This is a genomic window from Methanofollis ethanolicus (genome assembly GCF_001571385.1).
Classification (GTDB): domain Archaea; phylum Halobacteriota; class Methanomicrobia; order Methanomicrobiales; family Methanofollaceae; genus Methanofollis; species Methanofollis ethanolicus.
This window is the reverse complement of sequence record NZ_BCNW01000001.1, coordinates 2,244,091-2,265,412: the sequence shown is the minus strand read 5'-3', so window position 1 is coordinate 2,265,412 and position 21,322 is coordinate 2,244,091. Positions and strand designations below refer to the sequence as shown.

Annotated in this window: 15 protein-coding genes; 5 read left to right on the top strand and 10 right to left on the bottom strand. The window is 62.6% G+C overall.

From position 1 onward, the window contains the following. Positions 1–330 precede the first annotated feature (330 nt). Complete coding sequence (locus MEFOE_RS10890; RefSeq protein WP_067052005.1) at positions 331–2,646, top strand: Orn/Lys/Arg family decarboxylase; 2,316 nt, start codon at positions 331–333, stop codon at positions 2,644–2,646. After that, on the top strand, positions 2,643–3,578 hold the full coding sequence (gene arcC / locus MEFOE_RS10885) for a carbamate kinase (RefSeq protein WP_067052003.1): 936 nt from the start codon (positions 2,643–2,645) through the stop codon (positions 3,576–3,578). Before MEFOE_RS10890 ends, arcC begins: the two co-directional genes overlap by 4 nt. On the opposite strand, the gene MEFOE_RS10880 is transcribed toward arcC, so the two are convergent. After that, positions 3,568–4,785 carry an arginine deiminase family protein gene (locus MEFOE_RS10880; RefSeq protein WP_160329539.1) on the bottom strand — a complete coding sequence of 406 codons (1,218 nt, stop codon included), beginning with the start codon at positions 4,783–4,785 and terminating at the stop codon, positions 3,568–3,570. The genes arcC and MEFOE_RS10880 overlap by 11 nt on opposite strands. Before the next feature lie 66 nt (positions 4,786–4,851). On the opposite strand from MEFOE_RS10880, the gene cas1 reads away from it, so the two are divergent. Next, entirely contained in the window at positions 4,852–5,820 is a 969-nt protein-coding gene (cas1, locus tag MEFOE_RS10875) for a CRISPR-associated endonuclease Cas1 (protein ID WP_083523506.1), read from the top strand. On the opposite strand, the gene MEFOE_RS10870 is transcribed toward cas1, so the two are convergent. The 6 genes from MEFOE_RS10870 to MEFOE_RS10845 all read right to left on the bottom strand — a co-directional run bounded on the left by MEFOE_RS10870 (position 5,814) and on the right by MEFOE_RS10845 (position 14,830). After that, positions 5,814–6,092, bottom strand: a complete 279-nt coding sequence (locus MEFOE_RS10870) for an acylphosphatase (protein WP_067051998.1) — start codon at positions 6,090–6,092, stop codon at positions 5,814–5,816. The genes cas1 and MEFOE_RS10870 overlap by 7 nt on opposite strands. After that, positions 6,089–9,622: a hypothetical protein gene (locus MEFOE_RS10865; protein ID WP_067051995.1), complete on the bottom strand. Its 3,534-nt coding sequence runs from the start codon at positions 9,620–9,622 to the stop codon at positions 6,089–6,091. Before MEFOE_RS10865 ends, MEFOE_RS10870 begins: the two co-directional genes overlap by 4 nt. A gap of 237 nt (positions 9,623–9,859) precedes the next feature. After that, positions 9,860–11,239: a phosphoglucosamine mutase gene (gene glmM / locus MEFOE_RS10860; protein ID WP_067053248.1), complete on the bottom strand. Its 1,380-nt coding sequence runs from the start codon at positions 11,237–11,239 to the stop codon at positions 9,860–9,862. Positions 11,240–11,249: 10 nt separating this feature from the next. Continuing rightward, on the bottom strand, positions 11,250–12,002 hold the full coding sequence (gene mobB / locus MEFOE_RS10855) for a molybdopterin-guanine dinucleotide biosynthesis protein B (protein ID WP_067051993.1): 753 nt from the start codon (positions 12,000–12,002) through the stop codon (positions 11,250–11,252). 1 nt (position 12,003) lies between these two features. Further along, on the bottom strand, positions 12,004–12,534 hold the full coding sequence (locus MEFOE_RS10850; RefSeq protein ID WP_067051992.1) for a DUF5806 family protein: 531 nt from the start codon (positions 12,532–12,534) through the stop codon (positions 12,004–12,006). A 1,900-nt stretch (positions 12,535–14,434) separates the two neighbouring features. Continuing rightward, positions 14,435–14,830, bottom strand: a complete 396-nt coding sequence (locus MEFOE_RS10845) for a hypothetical protein (protein ID WP_153015950.1) — start codon at positions 14,828–14,830, stop codon at positions 14,435–14,437. 101 nt (positions 14,831–14,931) lie between these two features. Between MEFOE_RS10845 and xerA the strand changes: the two genes are divergently transcribed. Continuing rightward, positions 14,932–15,855 carry a site-specific tyrosine recombinase/integron integrase gene (gene xerA / locus MEFOE_RS10840; protein WP_067051988.1) on the top strand — a complete coding sequence of 308 codons (924 nt, stop codon included), beginning with the start codon at positions 14,932–14,934 and terminating at the stop codon, positions 15,853–15,855. A 254-nt stretch (positions 15,856–16,109) separates the two neighbouring features. Beyond that, the gene (locus MEFOE_RS10835) at positions 16,110–16,619 is read left to right on the top strand and encodes a type 1 glutamine amidotransferase domain-containing protein (protein ID WP_067053245.1); all 510 of its coding nucleotides are present in this window, start codon (positions 16,110–16,112) and stop codon (positions 16,617–16,619) included. Positions 16,620–16,622: 3 nt separating this feature from the next. Here MEFOE_RS10835 and MEFOE_RS14075 read toward each other — a convergent pair whose 3' ends face one another. The 3 genes from MEFOE_RS14075 to MEFOE_RS10820 all read right to left on the bottom strand — a co-directional run bounded on the left by MEFOE_RS14075 (position 16,623) and on the right by MEFOE_RS10820 (position 21,194). After that, the gene (locus MEFOE_RS14075) at positions 16,623–17,021 is read right to left on the bottom strand and encodes an NUDIX hydrolase (protein WP_067051986.1); all 399 of its coding nucleotides are present in this window, start codon (positions 17,019–17,021) and stop codon (positions 16,623–16,625) included. Positions 17,022–17,052: 31 nt separating this feature from the next. Beyond that, on the bottom strand, positions 17,053–17,886 hold the full coding sequence (locus tag MEFOE_RS14070; protein WP_067051984.1) for an MBL fold metallo-hydrolase: 834 nt from the start codon (positions 17,884–17,886) through the stop codon (positions 17,053–17,055). 647 nt (positions 17,887–18,533) lie between these two features. Continuing rightward, positions 18,534–21,194: an aminotransferase class V-fold PLP-dependent enzyme gene (locus tag MEFOE_RS10820; RefSeq protein WP_235809614.1), complete on the bottom strand. Its 2,661-nt coding sequence runs from the start codon at positions 21,192–21,194 to the stop codon at positions 18,534–18,536. Between the last annotated feature and the right edge of the window lie 128 nt (positions 21,195–21,322).

Below are 21,322 nucleotides of genomic sequence, written 5' to 3'. Positions count from 1 at the left end.
AGATGATTGATCTGTGTTTCATGCCGGGGGACTACCGCCCCCGGCCCCCCGGTGCAGGATAGGCGTGGATAGGGCAATCTTCCTCCAGATCTCCTCTTCGGACTTCCCCGGCCCAATCCTGAACGGGGGTCCGGGGGCAACGAGCGATAGCGAGTTCAAGAAAATCTTTGATTTCCGGCGTAGCCCCCGGCCTGTGCTTTGGGAAGGCAGTTGGTCCGCGCCGCTCTTCACGTGGCAACCTGCCTGTGTTTCGGGAAAGTCGGTATGTCTCCCTCCTCACCCATACCTTTTATGCCTCCCTCGCCCACTCCCCCCTGAGGGCACGAGACCATGGAATGGTACAGCAACCTCGACCTCTCCATCCTCATCATTGACTCCGAACTCGGGGCAAAGACCGCGGGAGGCATCGCCCTCCGGGAGATCATCAGGCTCCTGAAAGACCTCGACTTCGACGTGGTCGAGGCCACGACCATCGACGACGCCCTCTCCATCTTCCGGTCGTCGTACCCGGAGATCGCCGGCGTCCTCCTCGACTGGGACCTCCAGGCCGACGCCCCCGACGCTCCGGGGCCGGCCGAGATGATCCGGGAGATCAGGACGAGGAACAGGTCGCTCCCGATATTCCTGTTCACCCGCAAACTGGCCGTGAACGAGATCCCCCTGGAGGTGGTCAGGACCATCGACGGCTACTTCTGGAAACTCGACAACACCCCGCGGTTCGTCGCCGGCCGGATCGAGGACGTCACCGGCGACTATCTCGACACCCTCCTCCCCGCCTTCTTCGGCGAACTCGTCAGGTACACCCAGGAGTACACCTATGCCTGGCACACCCCCGGCCACACCGGCGGCGCCGCCTTCCTCAAGTCGCCGGTCGGCAAACTCTTCTACGAATTCTTCGGGGAGAACACCCTCAGGGCCGACCTCTCCGTCTCCGTCCCCGAACTCGGGTCCCTCCTGGAGCACTCGGGGGTGGTGGGCGAGGCCGAGGCCGACGCCGCCCGGATCTTCGGGGCCGACAGGACGTATTTCGTGACGAACGGGACCTCGACGGCGAACAAGATCGTCTTTTCGTCCTGCGTATCCCCCGGCGACATCGTCCTCGTCGACAGGAACTGCCACAAGTCGGTGATGTACGCGATCATCCTCACGGGCGCCGTCCCCGTCTACCTGGTCCCGACGCGGAACAACTACGGGATCATCGGCCCCATCCCCGCGTCCGAGTTCTCGGAGGATGCAATCCTGGAAAAGATCCGGTCGAACAGGCTGGCGCAGCCCGATGCCGCCCCGAAACTCGCCGTCATCACGAACACCACCTATGACGGCCTCTGCTACGACGTCGGCGCTGTCCGCGGCTGGCTGCGGGGCATGGTGGACGCCCTCCACTTCGACGAGGCGTGGTACGGCTATGCCTGTGTCCACCCCCTGTACGAGGGGCGGTACGCGATGTCCGGGGCAGGCCTCGGCCCGGACGACCCCGTCCTCTACGCCACCCAGTCCACCCACAAAGTCCTCGCCGCCTTTTCCCAGGCCTCGATGGTCCACATCCTCGACGGCCACCGCCCCGAGGATGGCCGTGTCGACCCCGAACGCTTCAACGAGGCATTTATGATGCACTCGTCCACCTCCCCCGCCTACTCGATCATCGCCTCCCTCGACGTCGCCGCGAAGATGATGGAGGGCGACTCAGGCACGGCCCTCATCGCCGACACCCTCGAGGAGGCGCTGATCTTCAGGCAGAAGATGGTCCAGATAGGCGAGCAACTCGCGGCGGGCGACGAGGCGGGGGAGAGGTGGTGGTTCGGGATCTGGCAACCCGAGGGCGGGGACTTTCCCGACCTGCCGCCCCGCCCCGAGGCCGGCGACGACCTGGAGAGACACCTCGCCTTCTGGACCCTCCGGCCCGGCGACGCCTGGCACGGGTTCGAGGGCCTGGACGAGGGCTATGTCCTCCTCGACCCCCTGAAAGTGACCGTCCTCACGCCGGGCGTCGAGACGGACGGCGGCATGGGGATGCGCGGCATCCCGGCCCCGGTCGTCTCCCGCTTCCTCCAGTCGCGCGGGATCGTCGTGGAGAAGAGCGGCTTCTACTCTTTCCTCATCCTCTTCACGATGGGGATCTCGCGAGGGAAATCGGGCACCCTCATCGCCCAGCTCTTCGAGTTCAAGGACCTCTATGACGAGAACGCCCCGCTCGAACGGGTCTTCCCGGCCCTCACCCGCGCCCACCCCGGAGTCTACGGCGACATGGGGCTTGCCGACCTCTGCGACGCGATGCACGCCTACCTCAGGAGGCGGAACATTGCAGGCGTGCTGAAGACGGTGTACGCCGGCATCCCCGAGGCCGTGATGACCCCGGCCGAGGCCTACCGCCACCTCGTGGCCGGCGAGACCGAGACGGTGCCCATCGGCTCGATCATCGGGAGGACGGCGGCGGTGATGGTCGTCCCGTACCCGCCCGGCATCCCGGTGCTGATGCCCGGCGAGCGTGTCCTTGAGGAGGACCGCTGCCTCGTCAACTTCCTCCTCCTGTACGGTGACTTCGACACCGCCTTCCCGGGCTTCGAGACCGAGATCCACGGCGTCGTCTCCGGGCAGACTGCGGAGGGGAAGGTCGTCTCCGTCCTCTGCCTGAAGGAGGACGGATGAAGATCGTCGCGGCGCTCGGCGGCAACGCCATCGTCAGATACAGGGAGGAGGGGACCGCAGAGGAGCAACTCGGCCACATCGACGCGGCCGTGGCCCCTCTTGCCGCCCTGGTCGCCACCGGCCACCAGGTCCTGGTCACCCACGGCAACGGCCCGCAGGTCGGCGACATCCTCCTCCAGAACGAGTGCGCGAAGGACGCGGTGCCGCGGATGCCCCTCGACGTCTGCGGCGCCGAGAGCCAGGGGATGATCGGCTACATGGTCCAGCAGTGCATGGCAAACCGGTTGTATGCGGCCGGCCTCGACCTGCCGGTCGCGACCGTCCTGACCCTGACTCTGGTGGAGAGGTCTGACCCGGCATGTGCCCGCCCCTCCAAGGCGATCGGCCCCTATTATACGGCGCCGGAGGCGCGGGCCCTCGGTGCGTCCGAGAGGTGGACGATGCGGGAGGAAGGGGGGCGGGGCTGGCGACGGGTGGTCCCTTCCCCCGCTCCCCGCGAGGTCCTTGAGGTCCGGGCGATCCGGGCCCTCTTCGAGAGCGGCGCCGTCGTGATCGCGGGCGGCGGCGGGGGCGTGCCCGTGGTCAGGGAGGGGGACGGCCGTCTTGTCGGTGTCGATGCGGTCGTCGACAAGGACCTTGCCGCGGAGAGGATTGCCGCGGGCATCGGCGCCGACCTCCTCCTCATGCTCACCGACGTGAGGGGGGCGTACCGCCGCTTCGGCACGGCCGAAGAGGAACGGATCCCCGTGATGGACGCTGCGGAGGCAGAACGTCTCCTCGCCGCCGGGGAGTTTGCTGAAGGGTCGATGGCGCCGAAGGTCGAGGCGGCCGTCAGGTTTGTCCGTGGCGGCGGTCGGGAGGCGGTCATCGCCCATCTCGACGATGCGGAGAAGGCCGTCAGGGGCCGTGCCGGGACGCGTATCACCGCCTGACCGTGCAGGTCATGCAGTGCGCCCCGCCATACCCGCCTGTGGCATTGGTGAGCGCGACAGGCACCATCTCCAGGCCCGCCGCGGCGACCTCCTTCGTGTACGGGAAGAACCCGCCCCCGGCCATGAGGCGCCGGTAGTCTTCCCGGGCCGCCGCGAGGAGGGCGTCGTACTTCCCCGGCCTCTCCGCCGCCTTCTCCTGCAACCTTTCGAGGACGCGGGGGGCGAGTGCCCCGGCGTCGACGGCGACCGCCACCCTGTCCCTGACGCAGAGAAAGTTCGAGGCATAGCAGAGTTGTTCGAGAGTGGTGATCGGGACGACGGCAAACTCCTTCTCTTCGAGGTAAGAGGTAAGGTTCCCCTCCCATCCGGCCGTCACGAACCCGTCTCCCTCCCGGTGGAGCACCTCGACCGCCGCCCGATCGAGGAGGGCCGGGGTGCCGACGGCGATACCGTCGCCCGCGATGTTGCAGTAGGTGTCGAGGTGCATGTTCACCATAGGATCGCGGCCCCTGACAAGGGGGTGGACAGGTTCGTGCACGACCGCCACCTCGTCGAAACCGATCTCGCATGAGAGAAGGGATTCTATCCCCGCCCGGTCGCTCCTCGACCCGCACCCGACGAGGGCGAACTCGCCGGCAGGGATGACGTCGCCGCCCTCGCATCTCCCTGCCCGCACCGCGCCGACAGGCCCCGCACCGAGGGCCGCGAGGGCGAGGCCGGTGAGCGCCACCTCTCTCTGCCTTTCGGCCGTCGCCATCCTCCCCGTCACCATGCCGCGGGCTGTGCAGACCTGCTGGTCGCGCATGAAGTAGAGGTTGTGCATCGTCTTCCCGAGAGTCACCCGGCCGTCTCCGGCCACCGGGTCGAGGACGGCCGTCAGGAAGAGGTTGCCGGCGTCCCGGTCTGCTGCCGGCGGGTCCATCGCCCTGCCCCCGCCGGCGGCGACCTCTTCGAGGGCCGCCCTGACCGCGTGGTCTGCCGCGGCGCCATCGCGCACGGCCCCGGCAAGGCGGTGGACGCGGACGCCGAAATCGTCGTGGAGGACCGTGCAGAGCCCCCGGTGCTCCTGCCGTGCGGCGTCGAGACAGAAGAACCGTTCGTAGAGGTGGTGCTTCGGTGCCGTCAGGGCGAAAAAGACCTCGATACCAGGCTCGTGCACCAGGACGTCCCGGAGAGTGTGCCATTCTGCCCCTGCCCCGGCCTTCATGATCCTCTCAGGAACGTCCCCGGCAATCAAGGTTCGGGGGATATCGATCTGTTCATCTAGGGGGAGATGCCACATCTGATCATCAGTGCCGGGATTTTAACCATGGAAAGGGCAGGACGATGGGTGACGGTCGCAGGTTCGGGAGCGCACGTCAGGGCGAGCCGAAACACCCTGACAGTGCGGAGAATGAACACGGTACAGGAATATGACCTCCAGAATGTCGGCCACCTCATCGTCGTCGGCGGCCACACCATCCACACCTCGGCCGTGATCTCTCTCAGGCGCGCCGGCGTGCCCATCTCCTTCTTCGACGCCGACGGCCTTCCTGCCGGCCAGGTCCTCCCCTCCGGATACGATGCAGGGGAGAGAGTGAGGGAAGCCCAGAAAAAAATGTTCGGGCACACCTATGCCCTGACCTTCGCACGGAAAGCGGCCGACTCCCGTATCCTCGCGATCGAACGCATGGGAAACTCATCCGGCTGGTCTTTCCTCTATGACGGGGAACTTGAGTTCTTCCACAGGAACAGGGACGAACTCCCGTACCTCATCAAAATGGACGAACTCAGGCGGGTCAGCAGACTGATCGCCGACACCTATTATGAAGTGATGGCGAGGACCCTCCCGCCCGGATCCGGCTTCAGGCGGCGGACTGCGCGGCCTCACCCCGACCCCGTCAACGCGATGCTCTCTCTCGGCTATGCGATGCTGTACGGGGTCGCACAGTGTGCGGCCCTTGCCGCCGGCCTCGACCCGAACGCCGGCGCCCTCCACGAGGGGAACGGCGCTCTCGTCAACGACCTGATCGACGGCTTCAAGCCCGCTATGGTGGACGAGACCGTCTTTACCCTGGTGCGTGCAGGCCTTGACGCGGGCGACTATGAGGCCGGGACAGGGCGGTGCATCCTCTCCGACGCCCTTGTCGGTCGCCTGCTCCCGGCGCTCCATGCAAGCATTCAGGACGAACCGATCGTGTCGGTCGCACGAGACCTGTCGACGTCCCTGATCTCGGGAAAAGAGTTTTCACCTGTTTACTGACGGATCTCGCGCAGGATGGAAAAGTCGGGGAATTCATGAAAGGGCAGGGCCGTCACCCCGACCTCCCTGACCACGACGCGGGGACAGGAATAGAGCATGGCGACGAACTTGTCCAGGACCACCGGGTCGCCTGAGGCGGTGATCTCGACCGTGCCGTCGGCGAGGTTCTTCACCGCGCCGCCGACCCCGAGGCTGACCGCGATCCTCTTTGTGCAGGCCCGGAACCCCACGTGCTGGACTTTTCCCGAGACGACCATCCGGACCGTTTTCATGCCCGCTCCTCCTGGAGGATCCGCATCACCACGTCGAGGTCGTTGAAGACCTCGTCCCGCAGGTCGTCCTGCCTGATGTTGGTGGCGGCGTTGACCGCCATGCCGACGACGTCCCGGCTCTTCTTCTTCTCGCCGACCTCGTGGAGGGAGAGGGCGATGTCGCAGAGGACGTGCACCCGCCTGGAGAGCGGCCTGATGATGCTCGCCTCGTCGATCCCGGTGAGAAGGATGTGGTCGGCAAGGCGGTCCCTGCCGGCGTCGCGGAAGAGGAGGTAGAGTTCGAAGCAGTAGCGCGCCCTCTGGGCCCGGTCCGAGACGCCTTCGATGAGGTACTCGAGGGACGAGGTGTCCGGGCGTGAGGTGGCGGCACCGATGACCTCCTGTGCGGCGTCCATGAGCCTGGAGTATGCCGGATCGGTGATCGGGGTCTCGGGACTGACCCCGATCTGCGCGAAGACGCGGTTCCTGATAATCTCGTCTTCGATACTCTGGATCGCGTCGATTGCCCTGGTCCTGAGACTTTCGTCATTCCGGGCCGCGGCGAGCATCAGGAACATCTGGCTCACGCCCTTCTTCACCATCGCGGCGACGACCGGGATCTGGATCTCTGCGGTGATCCTGTCGGCCTCGGCGAGGAGCATCTCGGCGTCGCGTTCCTGCCCGTATTTCTCGGCGATGGGAGCGACCGAGATGAGCATGGAGGCGCGGTCGTACGGGAAGGGAATGGCCGCAATGCCGTCATAGATCTTCTCAAGCACCTCTGCCGTCCTCCCTCCCTGGGAGACCATGCCGAAGGCGGCGACGAGGGAGTTCACATAGTCGACCGGGTCGTCGATGGTCATGATCAGATCGTTGACGCCGGCGATGTTCTCCTCCCGCGGCTCGGTGGCATGAAGACTGACAAGGGCGAAGACCAGGTGTTTCCTGACGACGCCGCCCATCTCCGGGTCGACCACGGGGATGAGGGAGAGGGCCTCGTCAAAGCAGGTGTAGGCGTCCTTGATGTTGACCCGTGCCATCAGGCCCGCGAGGTCGGAGAGGATCAGGGTCTTTTCATGGGGGACTTCCATCTCCCTGACCCCGTCGCGGATGCCGTCCAGGATCGTCGTCGCCCTATCGGTGTCGTTGATCCTGAGATACCCCTCGGCGAGGGTGCACATCCCCGAGTACCGTGTGTACGGACTTGCGATCTGGAGGAGGAGGAGACGGGTGAGTTCCATCACCTCGGGCGAACCCCGCGCATATTCGAGACGGGCGAGCATGAATGCCATCATCTCGTAGGGGTCGGTGGAGGCGAGGTCGTCGAGGTAGTCCTCGAAATCGACGATGACCCGTGCGATCATCGCGTCCCGCTCGGCGTTGCTGCTGATCTCCAGGACGAACATCGCAAGAGGGATGGCATGGTACGGGTTCCGCGCACTGGCGACGTACTCCTCGATGATGTCGATGCTCCGTGCGATCCTGATGGAGTACCGCCTCTCGACCACTGTCTCCTTGAGGACCTCGATCGCCCGCCTGAAGACCGAGATCCGGTTCTCCAGGAGGTCGACGTTCTCGGCGGTGAGGGGTTCGGTCATCATCAGGCACCCGGCCCTGATGAACCCCTCGGTGATCTGTTCGTGGAGTTGCTGGCGTAGGGACGGGTCTTCGATCTCCCGTGCGATCTGGTAGGCGTTCTCCAGGGCGTGAGGGGCCACCTTGTCGATGCCGTACTTGACCATGCCGCGGACGATGTTGCCGGCGGTGTAGAGACCGTACTCCTTTTCGAGCAGGGGGTCGGTCCAGCCGCGCATCCGTTTCAGGAGCGTGAGGTCGCCCTGGTAGACGGCAAGGTCTGCGGCGCGGTCGATGATGCTGCAGAGCGCCTCCGACCGCATCTTCTGCTCCCTGATCTCGCAGGTGAGGCCGACGGCACGCTGGAGGTAGTCGCGGTTCCTGTGGGACACGCCGTAGTCTGCGATATTGGCGACGATCCGCGAGACAGAACTTCCGCTTGCCTCAGGGTTGCCGATGTTTCTCGCGATCTCGACGAGGTACGAGGGGTCGAGGGACTCGATGAACTGTCTTTCGATGAGGAGGTCGATGGCCGTCTGCAGTTGTTCGTCGCGCCGCCTGTGAAGGCCGCAGAGGGCTACGAGGGACGGGATGTGCCGGACAATATCGTTGAAGGGGGTGTTTTTGCAGAGGTCGGTGACGCTCCGCTGGACCAGGCTCTCCTTCGTCTCGGTGTCCATCCGTGCGAAGACGCGTGTCTTGACGTCGTCGACCCTGTCCCGCAGGACGCCTGTGCTTACCAGGAGCACGGTGGTGTCCCAGAACTGGTTCCCCATCTGGGCGATCTCGGTGAAGGAGGTGATCCTCCCGAAGATGTCGACGGCATGGGTGAATGCCCCGCGTTCGAGCATCGTGTGGACGAGGGAGAGGTAGATGGCGAAGGCCTTCGGGCCCGAGATCGCCTCCTCGACGATGGGGACGACCTGGAGGATGAACCTGGCCTCGCCCGTCCTTTCGACGACGGCGATGCTGGCCCTGACGACTTCCCTGATCTGGACCTCATCGGACGGTTCGAGGCGCGTGTTGAATGTGAGCCCTGCCTCAAGATAGTAGGGGTCGCCGGTCTTCTCCGCCGCTTTCAGGAGTTCGGTGATGATGCCCTGGAGGGTGAAGGGATAGGCCCGGACCAGTGCTTCGAGAGTGACGACGACGGCGCCTTTGTCGTGGTTCCGTGCGATCATCTCCTCTGCCATGGCTGCGGAGATCTCCGCGATCTCTGTCTCCGGGAGGTCGTCCAGCCTCTTGAGGACCTCCATGACGTCCGAGATCTGTGAACTGAGGGGGGATTTCCAGGTCTGGCCGACGATGTAGGCGATGCAGTTTGTCCGCCGGATCTTCTGCTTGATGTCGGCGGCCGACCTGAGCGCCCTGACGATGAGTTCGAAGTCGCGCGTGGAGACGCCAATCCGCCCGATCGCCTTTGCGACTTCGCTCTGGAGGAGGGAACGTTTGGAGATGTCGCCGATCCCTTCGATGAGGAAGGCGGCCTCGGTGAGGAGGGTGGTGTCCCTGATGGTGACGCTCCAGACGATATGCAGGGGGACGATGTCCATCAGGAGGGCTGAGCGGTACTTCCTGAAGCTGATCTGGTGGTAGACCTCCATGCCCACCCTGATCAGGTCGGCATCGGCGCGGTCGACTCCGGCCTCGATGAGGTTCTTGGTCACCTCGGCAAGGATGATGGACTGTGAACTCTTCCTGTCGAGCGAGTTCGAGAGGTCGTAGACGGCCTGGAGCCATGCCTGGTCCCGGGTGTCGATATAGATCCGGGTCGCGTGCAGGATGTGTTCGAAGATATCGTTTTTCGGGAGCGACAACGGGATTTTTGTCAACTCGGGATGATTCTCGCTGAAGGCTGTATCGAGTATGGTTGCATGGATCTCTTCGAGTAACTCCTTTTTCTCCTTTCTCTTCGGGATATCAGAGATGTCGCTCAGTAAGGTCTCGATCTCTCCCTGGTCTCCCCGCGCGACCACCTGATGTATTCTTTTTAAAATATCTATCTCAGTTGCAGGCACGGCTCATCCTGACTGAATATATTTGGATAATAGTAGATAAACATTCTCTATGGTGACTTTTGAGATTCGTAACGCAAAAGAAAATCAAAGATTATTTTATCTATCGTCCCGGTACGACCCGGGGATTTCTCTATCTCCGGGTTAATCGGAGTGCAATAAAAAAATAGATTGTGATTTTTATATTTTTCAAAGTATTCACGCGGACGTGAGATCCGGTGCGGCCGCCCTGACGACGGCCATGATTTCCCTGAAAAAGTCTTCTCCATCCTCTCTGCTCTCCGCTTCGACGACGACCCGCATCATCGGTTCCGTCCCTGAGGGGCGGACCAGTGCCCAGCTGCCCGGCCTGTTGATCCTGATCCCGTCCCGGCAGTCGATCTTTTCCCCGGCATAGTGCTTTTTCAGGGCGGCGACGACGGCGTCGGCCGCCTGTGTCTTCACCTTCTCTTTGATGATATGATAGGTCGGCAGGGCGTCAAGGAGTGCCGAAAGAGACGTCCCTTCGGCCTGGAGGAGGCCGGCCATCGTGGCGGCCGTCATACCGCCGTCGCGGCAGAACTGGTGGTCGGGATAGATGAGCCCGCCGTTCCCTTCGCCGCCGAAGGCGACCTCTTTCCCTTCCCCGAGGAGTTCACGCATGCGCCTTGCCACATAGATGCTCCCGACCGGGGTGTACTCGACCGTGCACCCGTGCATGGCGGCGATCTTCTCGGCGATGAGGGAGGTGGAGACCGGGGTCACGACACGGCCCTTCGTCTTCCTGCAGACGTAACTCCCGACAAGGGCGAACTCCCTGTTCTCCTCCACGTACCTCCCCTGGTCGTCGACGAAGACGGCGCGGTCGGCGTCACCGTCATGGGCGACGCCGAAGGCCGCACCGGTTTCGACGACCAGTTCTGCAAGGGGTGCGAGTCCTTCTGGGCTGGGTTCGGGGAGTCTGCCCGGGAAGCGCCCGTCTTTCTGGGCGTTGATGGTGTGGACGGTGCAGCCGAGGCGGGAGAGGATCGCCGGCGTCGTGTCTGCCGCGGGCCCTGAACCCGGGTCGACGACGACGGTCAGGCCGGCGCCGATGCCGGGCGGGAAGTGCGAGACGATTGCGTCGATGTACTCCTCCTTGAGGTCGGGGGCGTCCTTCTTGCCGCCGACCTTCTCCCAGGAGACCTCGTCGAAGGCGCCGGAGAAGAGGATCTCTTCGAGTTTCAGGGTCTCCTCGTCGCCCATCTCGGTGCCGTCGGGTTCGATGACCTTGACGCCGTTGTACTCCGGGGGGTTGTGGGAGGCGGTGATCATCGCCCCGCCGTCGAAGTGCTCCATGATAAGGTACTGGAGGGCCGGGGTCGGGAGGACGCCGCAGTCGACGACCTCGCACCCTGTCGCCATCAGGCCGGCAGAGACGGCGGCGGCGAGGGCCTCGCCCGAGGTTCTCGTGTCCCGCCCGACGGCGATCCGTCCTTTTCTCATCGTGCCGAGGGCCTTGCCTATCCGCATCACGAGGTCGGGGGTCATGTCCTTGCCGATGACGCCACGCACACCGTTTGTCCCGAAGATCCGTTTTTGTACTCTCTCTGTGCTCATATGCATCCCTTCATTTTCTGTCATGACACTCTTGTTTGAGGCGGTCGATCGCCTGCGCCATTGCGGCGAAGGCTTCCTGCCGGTGTTCGGCGAGGATGGCGAAGTAGGTGATGTCCTCGCCGGCGTACAGCCGCCCTTTCCTGTGATAGAACCTGGCGCCGATGACGCCGGGCGTCTGTTCGGCCTCCTTCCTGAGGTCGTCGACGAGGGTGTCGATGCCGGCAGGGAAATCGAGGTACTCTGTACGTTCGTCGCCGGTCAGTTCCCTGACGATGCCGTTGAAGGTGAGGACGGCCCCCGCTCTTTCCAACGGGTACGCGCGCCGCAGGTCCCTGACAACGCCCTGCAGGGTCTGGAAGTCCTCGAACGCGTCGAGGTGTTCGAGTGTCTCCTCGATGGTCGGGTTTCTCAGGACGACGTTGTCGGATTCGAGATCTCCGATCACGATTCTCGGGAAGGGAATTGTCTTGAAGCCTTCGACGATGCAGTACTCGATGCCGGCGTCGCAGAGGTCGGTGAGTACGGCGGTGAGGTCGGGGCTCTGGCTGGCGGTCACGGCCCTGACGTCGTCGATGCCGACCGCGCGGTCGGCGCCTGCCTCTGCATATTTTGTCGTGTCTTTTCCTTCTTCGAGGGCGTACCGATCGTGGCCGAGGTGCTTGACGGCGGCGACGCTCCCTCTCTCTTTGAGGGCCCTGATCAGTCCCTCGATACATGTCGTCTTGCCGGAGTTCGACCTTCCGACAAACTGGATGATCTTCATCTTATTCCTCCTCGCTCTCTGCCCGTCTGGTCCGTTCCTTGAGAAGGTCGGACGATGCACGGGATATGTTTTTCATGACTTCGGCGACTCTGTCCTCGACATCGATCTCGTCGTCGATCTCCAGGGCCGTGCCCTCGATCTCCATGAGGAAGCGGGCCACCTCGCTTGCCTCGAAGAGGATGTCGTCGAGTTCTTCGGGTGTGAAGAACCCGCACATCGCACCGTAGAAGAAGGTGGCCCCGGCCATCTTCACCTTTCTCTTGAAGGCGTTGCGGGCCTGGTTCACCGCCTGCGGGGTGTAGGGCTCGGTCATGAAGGGGACGAGTTCCGGCAGGTGCGCACCGACGAAGGTCATCTCCGCGCCGCTTGTGGTCTGGAAGTCGGCACAGAGACGGGCGATCGCCCACTCCCGCGCGGTGATGTAGGTGTGTTTGCGCAGGAACTGGTTGACCCGCCGGTAGGTCGAGCCTTCGACCTTCTTGAACTTTCGGTATTTGTTGATCTCGTCGGTGCGGTCTGCGGGATCGCTCATTTAACTACGGGATTGGTTTTCCGGAGTATCAAGATTACCGGTCTGTCCCTCGCCGCCGGGCCTCAGGGGCCGATCCGTACATATAGCATCATACGGTTTATGTGTGGCCGGTGTGGGGCGCGTGTACGGTGCCGGGTCGGGGGCGGGGGCCGGAAGAATGGGTTGGAGATCCTGAATGGGGGCGGTTGGGCCCGCCCTTCTCCCGGGCAGGGAACGAACCGCCACGGGCTTTCGCTGACGGCCTGCGGGAGTCGAGAGTATCTGTGTTCTTTGAAGTCCCGATGATGTGGGGTCGGGAGGGTCGAAGGCCTTCGGGGTGCGAGTGCACGTGAGTTTGAGAGCGGGGGATCAAAAATTATCTGAGACGGTAAATCCCGTCAAGAAAATGCCCTGGCGTTTTCTGTGCACGGAATGACCTCCGGTCTTCCCTGAATCTTGATCTTCGAGGTGCGAGCGAAGCGAGTATGAGAAGACTTCCCGGTCTTTTACTGTCTGGGGGGGCAAAGTTCCCGGTTCTGTTGAGTGGGAAAGACCGTGAGCCCGCACACTCCTCCGGGACTACGCCCCTGGACCTCAGATCCAGGATAGGCGGGGATAGGATAATCTCTCACCTCAGGATATCTGTTCTGTCTTCCCCTGGCCACTCGCAATGGTTGAACGACCGGGGGAGTCGAGAAGGCGAAATCTTCGATGTCCTGGGGCTGCGAGCGATAACGAGCATGAGAGGTCGAAGACCTTTGAGGGTTCCCGGCGCGTGTTTTTTGGGAAGAGGGAAAATCAAAGATTTTCCTGTGCGTGCACATTTTTGATGGGCCGCCGATTGATGTGTCTTCGCTGTATGGGGGAGGATCAGTGCACCCCGACGTTCTATCTATCGCAGGCGAAAGAGTGTACTGGCCAAAGGAGCGAACCTCATAGGGGGCAGCCCGAAAAACTGTCTTCAAATCCCAAATAGGGTGCAGAGATAAATAATGGGCTGAAAAGGAAAGTCGGCCTCTTAAAGTTTTAAGGATAGAGAGGAAAATCCCTATCCTAAAGGTCGGGAAGATGGAGATTGTGCTCCACCACATTCACAAGGTTTGAGGATGCCGGGATACCCAAAGGCGGGTTGGGGTCCCTTGCATGAACATTGGGGGGCCGCCAGATAAAGGGGGGCCGTGCGGGGAGAAAGTGAAGGCCGCGAGCACACGGGGGAAAGAGTCGTAAAACCTCAGGTGGCAGGGCCCGGGGTTGTACGGCCGAAAGGATCCGCGTCATCATCTATTCGGGCGCTTCAGTCTCGTTGCACGCGTGCGACTGACATTTCCCGTATGATATCGCCCCCGGGGAGGCCCCCTACTCTCAAGAATATCTGTTCGCTCTGTGCAAGGCGGGCTCCGGAACGGGTGGTGGGAGCGATTTTCTCTTCGGGGTGCTGGATCAGGCGGGGCGGCAATCGTCCTCGTCACGATCTCTGGGTCTTTTTTTCCCCAGCCCGGCCTATAAATGGGGGGCGACCGAAGGGAATCAAGACGTTTGAAGGCCTTCACAGAACGATCGATAGTGAGTTTGAAAAGACTGGGTGATCTCTCTCTCTTGTGGGGTGAGTCCGGTCTGATCTTCTGACTTGCTCTCGATGTCGAGAGGACGATCATTATCCTCGTCTTTTCGGTAATGAGGAGTTGCTTCTTGGCTGTAATGGTGTTGCCAAAATCTCCAATTTCCTGTCTCTTTCATGGCTCTTCTATGGTCCGAAATGTAGGGGGTCATCTCCTAACATCTCTTTCTGTAAAAATAGGCTCCTTGTGGCGTGAGGACGGTTCTTTATATAGTTGCCCTGTTCGGGCTCTGACGTAGCGATGTTACTGTCGGTAGGCTCCTTCTGTCGCACCTACTTTTTGCTTTGCCGGGGAATAGGGGCTTATTGTAGGCCATATTTTTCATTCGTGAGCTGGTAGTGAAGGAGTGCATGGCAATTTCTGCATACTAAAATACACCTGTCGACCTCTTCTCTGTGGGTTGAGAGCGGGTTGCTGCTGATATTCTTCTCTTTAGTATCGGGATCTGGGTGATGGAGGTCAAATATTGCCGCGTTGGTTCCGTCAAACGAGACACCGCATTTCTGGCACTTCCCCCCTTTATATTTGATAATTTCCTCTTTGTTTTTCCGGTGGGGTAGGAGGTTTCTGCGGACGTACGTCTCTTTATTATATTGGCGGATTCTTTCCTTGTTTTTCTGTCGATACAGGCGAAGATATTCTTTTTTATCTTCCATGCTTGAAATCGGGAGGTTCTGTTTCCTGTTACTTCCCTGCATGATGCCCAGTACGTAATGCCTGACTATTAAGGTGTGCGATCTGTCGCAGAATGTATATTCTGCGACAAACTTATATGCGGTCAAAACAGACAAAATAACTGATGGAGAAGGGTTATTTTTCGGAGTGGCTGTATAAGTTCGAAAATTACCTCCGAATGCGAAATTACTCGTCCAGGACTGTCAGAAGTTATGGAGAAACAGTCCGGCACTTCGCCCACTATGTCTGGGTCTGCCGGCACACTCCTCTGGGCGAGTCGCCCATGTGCGATGCGCAGGCCTTCAAGCCCGCCTCCCTACAGACTCGGGCGGAGGTGCCCACCTCGATGGTGACTGATTATTTCACCTGGCTTGCAGAGCAGCACGCCTATAAACCAAAAACCCTTCATCGCATGATCTCGTCGCTGTCGTCCTTCTATTCCTATCTCTATGCGCAGGGGGCAGTCTCTGCAGATCCGATGCCTGCGGTGGAACGCCCGCGGATCAAGAATCAGGAACTGAAATACCTGAAGCACAACCAGGTGATGCGTCTCCTCCGGTCGATCGAAGACGAGCGCGATCGCCTGATCGTGCGGTTGATCTACGCGACCGGCGTCCGTGTTTCCGAGCTCTGTACTATCGACATCGGCGATATTGACTTTGATGAAGGCACTATCCGGGTGCGGGGCAAGGGCGATAAGATCCGGACGGTGTTTGTGGACGACGAGACTCTTGCAGAGGTCGAGGACTATATCGGGAACAAAATCATGGGGCCTCTTTTCGTGGGCCAGCAGGGCAAGGGCCTCTCTCCGAGAACAGTCCAGCGGATTTTCCAGCGATACGCCCCTCCCGGCATCACGCCGCACAAGATCCGGCACTCCTATGCCTCTGAACTCTACCGGCGCTCGAAGAACCTCCGTGTCGTCCAGGAGAACCTCGGCCATGCCTCCATCAAGACGACCGAGATCTACCTGCACACAGATCTCGACGAGAGGCAGGCCGTGTATCGGCAGTACTTCCCGCTCTCGCATGACGGGGGGCGGGATTAATTTCTGTGTGTCCTCCCTGTACGCTCTGGCGATCCGTATGCGGGCCCTGTGCCCGTCTGCATCCCCCTTTTTTTGAATACGCGTTCCAAATATCCGGGATGGTGGGGACGTGCGGCTTCCGGCACAGCGCCATAAACCGTATGTTGCTATATATCTGCGGGCCCTCGCCGGAAGCCGGTGCCGGGAGATATATATGCCCCCTCCCCATATCTCCCGCTGCTCCGGTCAAGGAGAGACTGGAGCGGAGGATCACCATGAGCCGTATTGCCGTCCTGATCACGGACATGTTCGAAAACTCTGAGTACACAAAGCCTGTCCAGGCGTTCGACGAGGCAGGCCACGAGGTCGTTCGACTCGGGCTGAAGGCCGGGGCCACGGTCACCGGGAAGAGAGAAGGGACACAGGTGCAGGTCGACGGGGCCGTCAGGAACGCGACGCCCGACGACTTCGACGCCCTCCTCATCCCCGGTGGCTTCTCCCCCGACATCCTGAGGGGCGACGCTCATGCCGTGGAGTTCGTGCGGTCTTTCGTGGAGAGCGGAAAGCCGGTCTTTGCCATCTGCCACGGGCCGCAACTCCTGATCTCGGCGCAGGTGCTCGAAGGCAGGCGGGTCACCGGCTGGAGGTCGATCGTGCAGGACCTGCGGAACGCGGGGGCCGACTATGTCGACGCCGAGGTCGTCGTGGACGGAAACCTCGTCACCAGCAGGCAACCGGCCGACATCCCGGCATTTGTCAGGGAGTCGCTGAAAAAAGTGAAATGACGGTCAGAAGACCTGCCCGACCGCATCTGTCAGCCAGGGGACCGTCCGGAACATTTCGATCTCGTCTCGGCCCGCCCAGGTCGATGACGTGTGTCCGGGTGCGAGGCGGACCTCCTTTCGTTGCGGGTGCGCCACCCAGATCTGGTGGACCTCTGTCTTTCCCTCCCAGACCGACTCACAGAACCCGCTGCACCCGCAGACGTCGAGGGTCAACCCGGTCTCCTCGAAGACGGTGCGTTCAAGGCACCGGGGGAGAGATTCTCCCGGCCTCACCCAGCCTCCGGGGAGTTCCCAGAGATCGGAATATTTTTTCAACCCTTCTGCACGCCTGAGAAGGAGGAACCTCCCCTCCTCGTCGGTGATGATCGCCCGCACATCGGTCGGCAACTCGCCTTCCGTCATGATGCCCTCCCCGGCGTGATATCCACCGGGATCAATAAATACCTGCGGGCGGTCGCCCCCAGAGGTCCCGGCGCCGCGCCTCGAAGAGGGTGGGCCTGACGCCCATGAATGTGGCGGCCAATATCCCGCCGGCGTCTTCGACCCACCGGAGGCCGCCCTCCCCCCTGAGGGGGTGGTGGTCGATGACGAGGGTTCTGGTCGCCGCGGCGATGCGGGCGGCATGGGCGCGGGCGAGGTCGACCTCCTCCCAGGTGACCTCCGGGAGGTACAGGGCCGGGCCAGAGGTGTAGACCACGGACGGCCGCCAGCGGAGGACTGTCCCGACCGCTTCGGGGGAGAGGAGTTGCGTGTCGGAGGCATGAACGAAACAGGCGTTCCCCTCCCTCACCGCGACGATCATCACGCCTCCGCCTCCACCGCCGTGGGGGAAGGGGCCGGCGCAGGCGACAACGCCGTCGTCCTTCCCCCCGGCTGAGGGGAGGGGACGGCCGAGGGCCTGCACGAGGGCCCGGCGCCGCGCCCGCGCCTGTCCTGACTGGCCCTCCTCGCCCGGCACCCGGACCCGGCACCCCCGCGGCGGTACGAATGCCGAGAGGGAGACCTGGTACGGGTCGGCGTCTGCAAGGGGCATATGGTCGCCATGGAAGTGGGTGATGACGATGTCGGTCGCCCGCGGCAGCCACGCGAGCACCGCCTCCCTCACCCTGTCGGCAGCCTCCACCTCCCTGGGGTGGGGCGGGAAGCCCGACCTTTTCGGGGCGAGGGCGACGCCGGGGTCGATGAGCACCGTCCGGTCGGCGGTCCGGACGACGGTCGCCATCGACCGTGCGCCGAGCGACTCGGCCCCGAGGATCGCGATCTGCACGGCACCGCTTCTGTCCGCGGGGGAGAAGATACCTCTGTCCGGACTCCTTCGAAGGTCTTCGACCCGTGGAGAAAGCAGTGGGTCACTACTGTGCCGGGGGACTGCCGCCCCCGGTCCCCTGGTACAGGATAGGGGCAGGGATGACCTCCTCCTCCAGGACTCCGACCCTTTCTTCCCGGGACCAATCCTCGCGCGGGGGTCCGGGGGCAAAAGTCCCCCGGCGAACGGGAAGGGAAAGGCAGAGGATCAGCACGCACTGAGCATATCCCAAAACTCTCGTTCACTCTCCCCATCTCTGCATGGGGGCTCGGGAGAAAACTTCATGATCGGGTCGATGTCTTCCCGAATTCCCTGAAGAATCATGCGAAACCACCGCCTTCCCCCATGTCTCTGCCGGGGGACCGACGCCCCCGGACCCCCGAAACAGGATAGGGTCAGGGAAGAGAGATCCTGATGAAGGGGATTGCCCTCCGCCCCCTCTCGCAATGAGGAGGGGGGACCGGGGGGTGAAACCCCCCGAACAGACACGAGAACAGGATTTTTCAGAACCACATACCGATCATTCCATCGACAGGACAGACAGTAGATCAGTTTTGGGATGACCTCACTATCAACCTATGGAGGAGGAATTCTACAGAGCCTATTTTTCAGAGGCCGCGGCAGATCTCGGCCACGCTTGCGACGAGGAGGTCCACCTCCTGCCTGGTGGTGTACAGGGCGAGACTCGCCCGCACCGTCCCCTCGGGGAGGCCGAGGTGCTCCATGAGCGGCATGCAGCAGTGGTGCCCCGACCGCACCATGATCTCCGCGCCCTCGTCGAGGCGCTGCGCGACCTCGTGCGGGTGCAGGCCGTCGATGGTGAAGGAGACCACCCCGATGCGGGCCGCCGGGTCTTCGGCCGCGTAGACGTGCACCCCTTCGATGCCCTTCAGCCCGTCGATGAGGCGGGAGGTGAGTTCCTCCTCGTATTGCCTGACCTCCTCCATCCCGATCTTTTCCAGGTACCCGACCGCCGCACCGAGCCCGATGCCGCCGCCGATATTCGGCGTCCCGGCCTCGTACTGCTGGTAGCCTTCCGCCGGGGTGAAGCCGTCGGCGGTGACCGCCTCGACCATGCCGCCGCCGAGCATCGTCGGTTCGAGGATAGGTTCCTTCATCCACAGGACGCCGGTCCCGGTCGGCCCGAGCATCTTGTGGCCGGAGAAGCAGAAGACGTCGCAGCCGATACGGGCGACGTCGACCGGCATGTGCGGGACACTCTGCGCCCCGTCCACCAGGAGGAGCGAGCCGTGCTCATGGCAGATCCGGGCGATCTCCTCCACCGGCGTGACCGTGCCGAGGACATTCGAGGCATGGGTGACGGCGACCAGGCGCGGAGGCGCGGCCTCGACCGCCTCCCTGAAGGCGTCGAGGTCGAGGGAGAAGTCGGGCCTGACCGGTATGACCACGACCTCGACGCCCTGCTCCTTCAGGTGCGTCCAGGGCAGGAGGTTGGAGTGGTGCTCCAGGATAGTCGTGACGACGCGGTCGCCGGGCTTCCATGAGAGGCCCTGCGCCACCATGTTGACCGCCTCGGTGGTGTTCTTCGTGAAGACCGTGACGCCGTCCTTCCCGCCGATGAAGGCGGCCACCTTCTCATGGGCGTGCCAGTAACGCTGCGATGCGATCTGGGTGAGACGGTGCACGCCCCGGCCGACATTGGCGCGGTACCTGTGCTCGAACTCGACCATCGCCTCGACCACTGCCTCGGGCGAGAAACTGGTCGCCGCGTTGTCGAGGTACACGAGGTCCCCCAGGATCGGGAAGTCCCGGCGGATCCTCTCTACCGGGAATCCCGCCTCTTCGATCGCGGGGCCGGGCGCTGCTTCTCCCCGGACGACTTCGACAGGCCGCACGACCCTCTCTTGTGTTGCACGCACACTGTAGTCGTCGTTGAAGGCGATCCCCCTGTCCCTGCAGACCTCCCGCATCTTCGGGGGCAGGGCGCGCCACCGCCAGAGGCCCCACCGGCAGTATTCGTCGGGAAGCCCCTTTCTTTCGGCCCATTTTTCGAGGAAGGCGTCCCAGCGCGCAACCATGTCCGGGTGCGTCTCCCTCAGCAACTCGTATTCGCTCTCCAGCATCGACGGGCAGAGGAAGCACCCGATGCGTTCGAGCCCCATATCATAGAGGGGGTTGATCTCCACCTTCTGCCACCAGAGGTAGAGGAAGACTTCGAGCGCCCGCCAGGCCCGGATCGGGGAGACGTTCAACTGCAGCGGGTTTGCAGGGTTCTGGCTCGTTTCTTCAAGGCTCGCACGGTTCCAGGACTCGTACCAGCGGTTGCCCTGCACGGTGACGCAGGGGCCGACCCCGGCGAGGTAGAGTTTGAGAGGCTGGAGTTTCAGGAGTTTGCAGCACCAGCGGTTGTCCTTGCCGGGCGGCCCGGTCTTTTCCACCGCCTGCCAGAAGTCGCCGCCCTTCTCGATGATCTCGACGCCGGGTCGGGAGGCGACAAAGTCGAGGGTCTCCTGGATCTCGATGCCGGTGTCGATGAAGAACGCCGTCTCGATCCCTGCCTTGCGTGCGAGGTGGAGGGCCGCGGTGCTGTCCTTGCCGCCGGAGAACGAGATGTTCGCCGTCGGGCGGTCGTTCATGTGCCTGCGGATGGTGCGAATGGCTTCCTGTTCGAGGTTCTTGAGCTGGGTCTGGTTCTTCCTGATCGCGACGTTCCAGTCCGGGTTTGCAGGCCTGCGTGTCTCCACCGTCACGACTTCCTTCACCCTGATCTGCCCCTCCTTCACGGTGCCGGTGCCGTACCTGTTCCTGTACTTCACGATCACCGTCCCTTCGGGGACATTGACGGTGAGGGTGAACTTCTTGCCGCCGATCCGTCCCCTGACTTCGCCGGGAGCCGCGACGCTATCGAGGTCGACGATCCCTTTGCTTGCATGGTCGAGGATGTACGGGAGTGCCTCGGGGGCGATGTCGAAAGTGAACCGCCGGTTCACGGGGTCGAAGGTGAGCCAGCCGAAGCGCCCGCCATGCGCGATGACGAGGTCGGCGCGGTCGACCCCGCCGGTCTTGTTCAGGAGCATGATCCGGGGAAGGGGGACGGTGCCGAACTGTTCGTGCACGAGTCTGGTGATGAGGTCCATGTCCCCTTTCAGCGCGGGGCGCACCTCATAGGGCTGGAGGAGAGAGATTTTTTTCCCTTCGGCCCCGCACCCGCACTTCTGTCCGATCAGGGGGACATTGCAGCGGTCGCACCAGAAGAGGACCTTTTTTACCGGCGGTTCGCGCCCCATATACATTTCTTTGGTACTCATGAGTGGTCTACCCCGGGTGTATCCCTGCGGCGTATTCACAATTGTGAATGTCGTGCCGTACTATCTGCATGCCTCCTATGTATAGATTGTTTTCCTGCCTTTCGGTCGCGGGTGTTTCCCGGTGTACT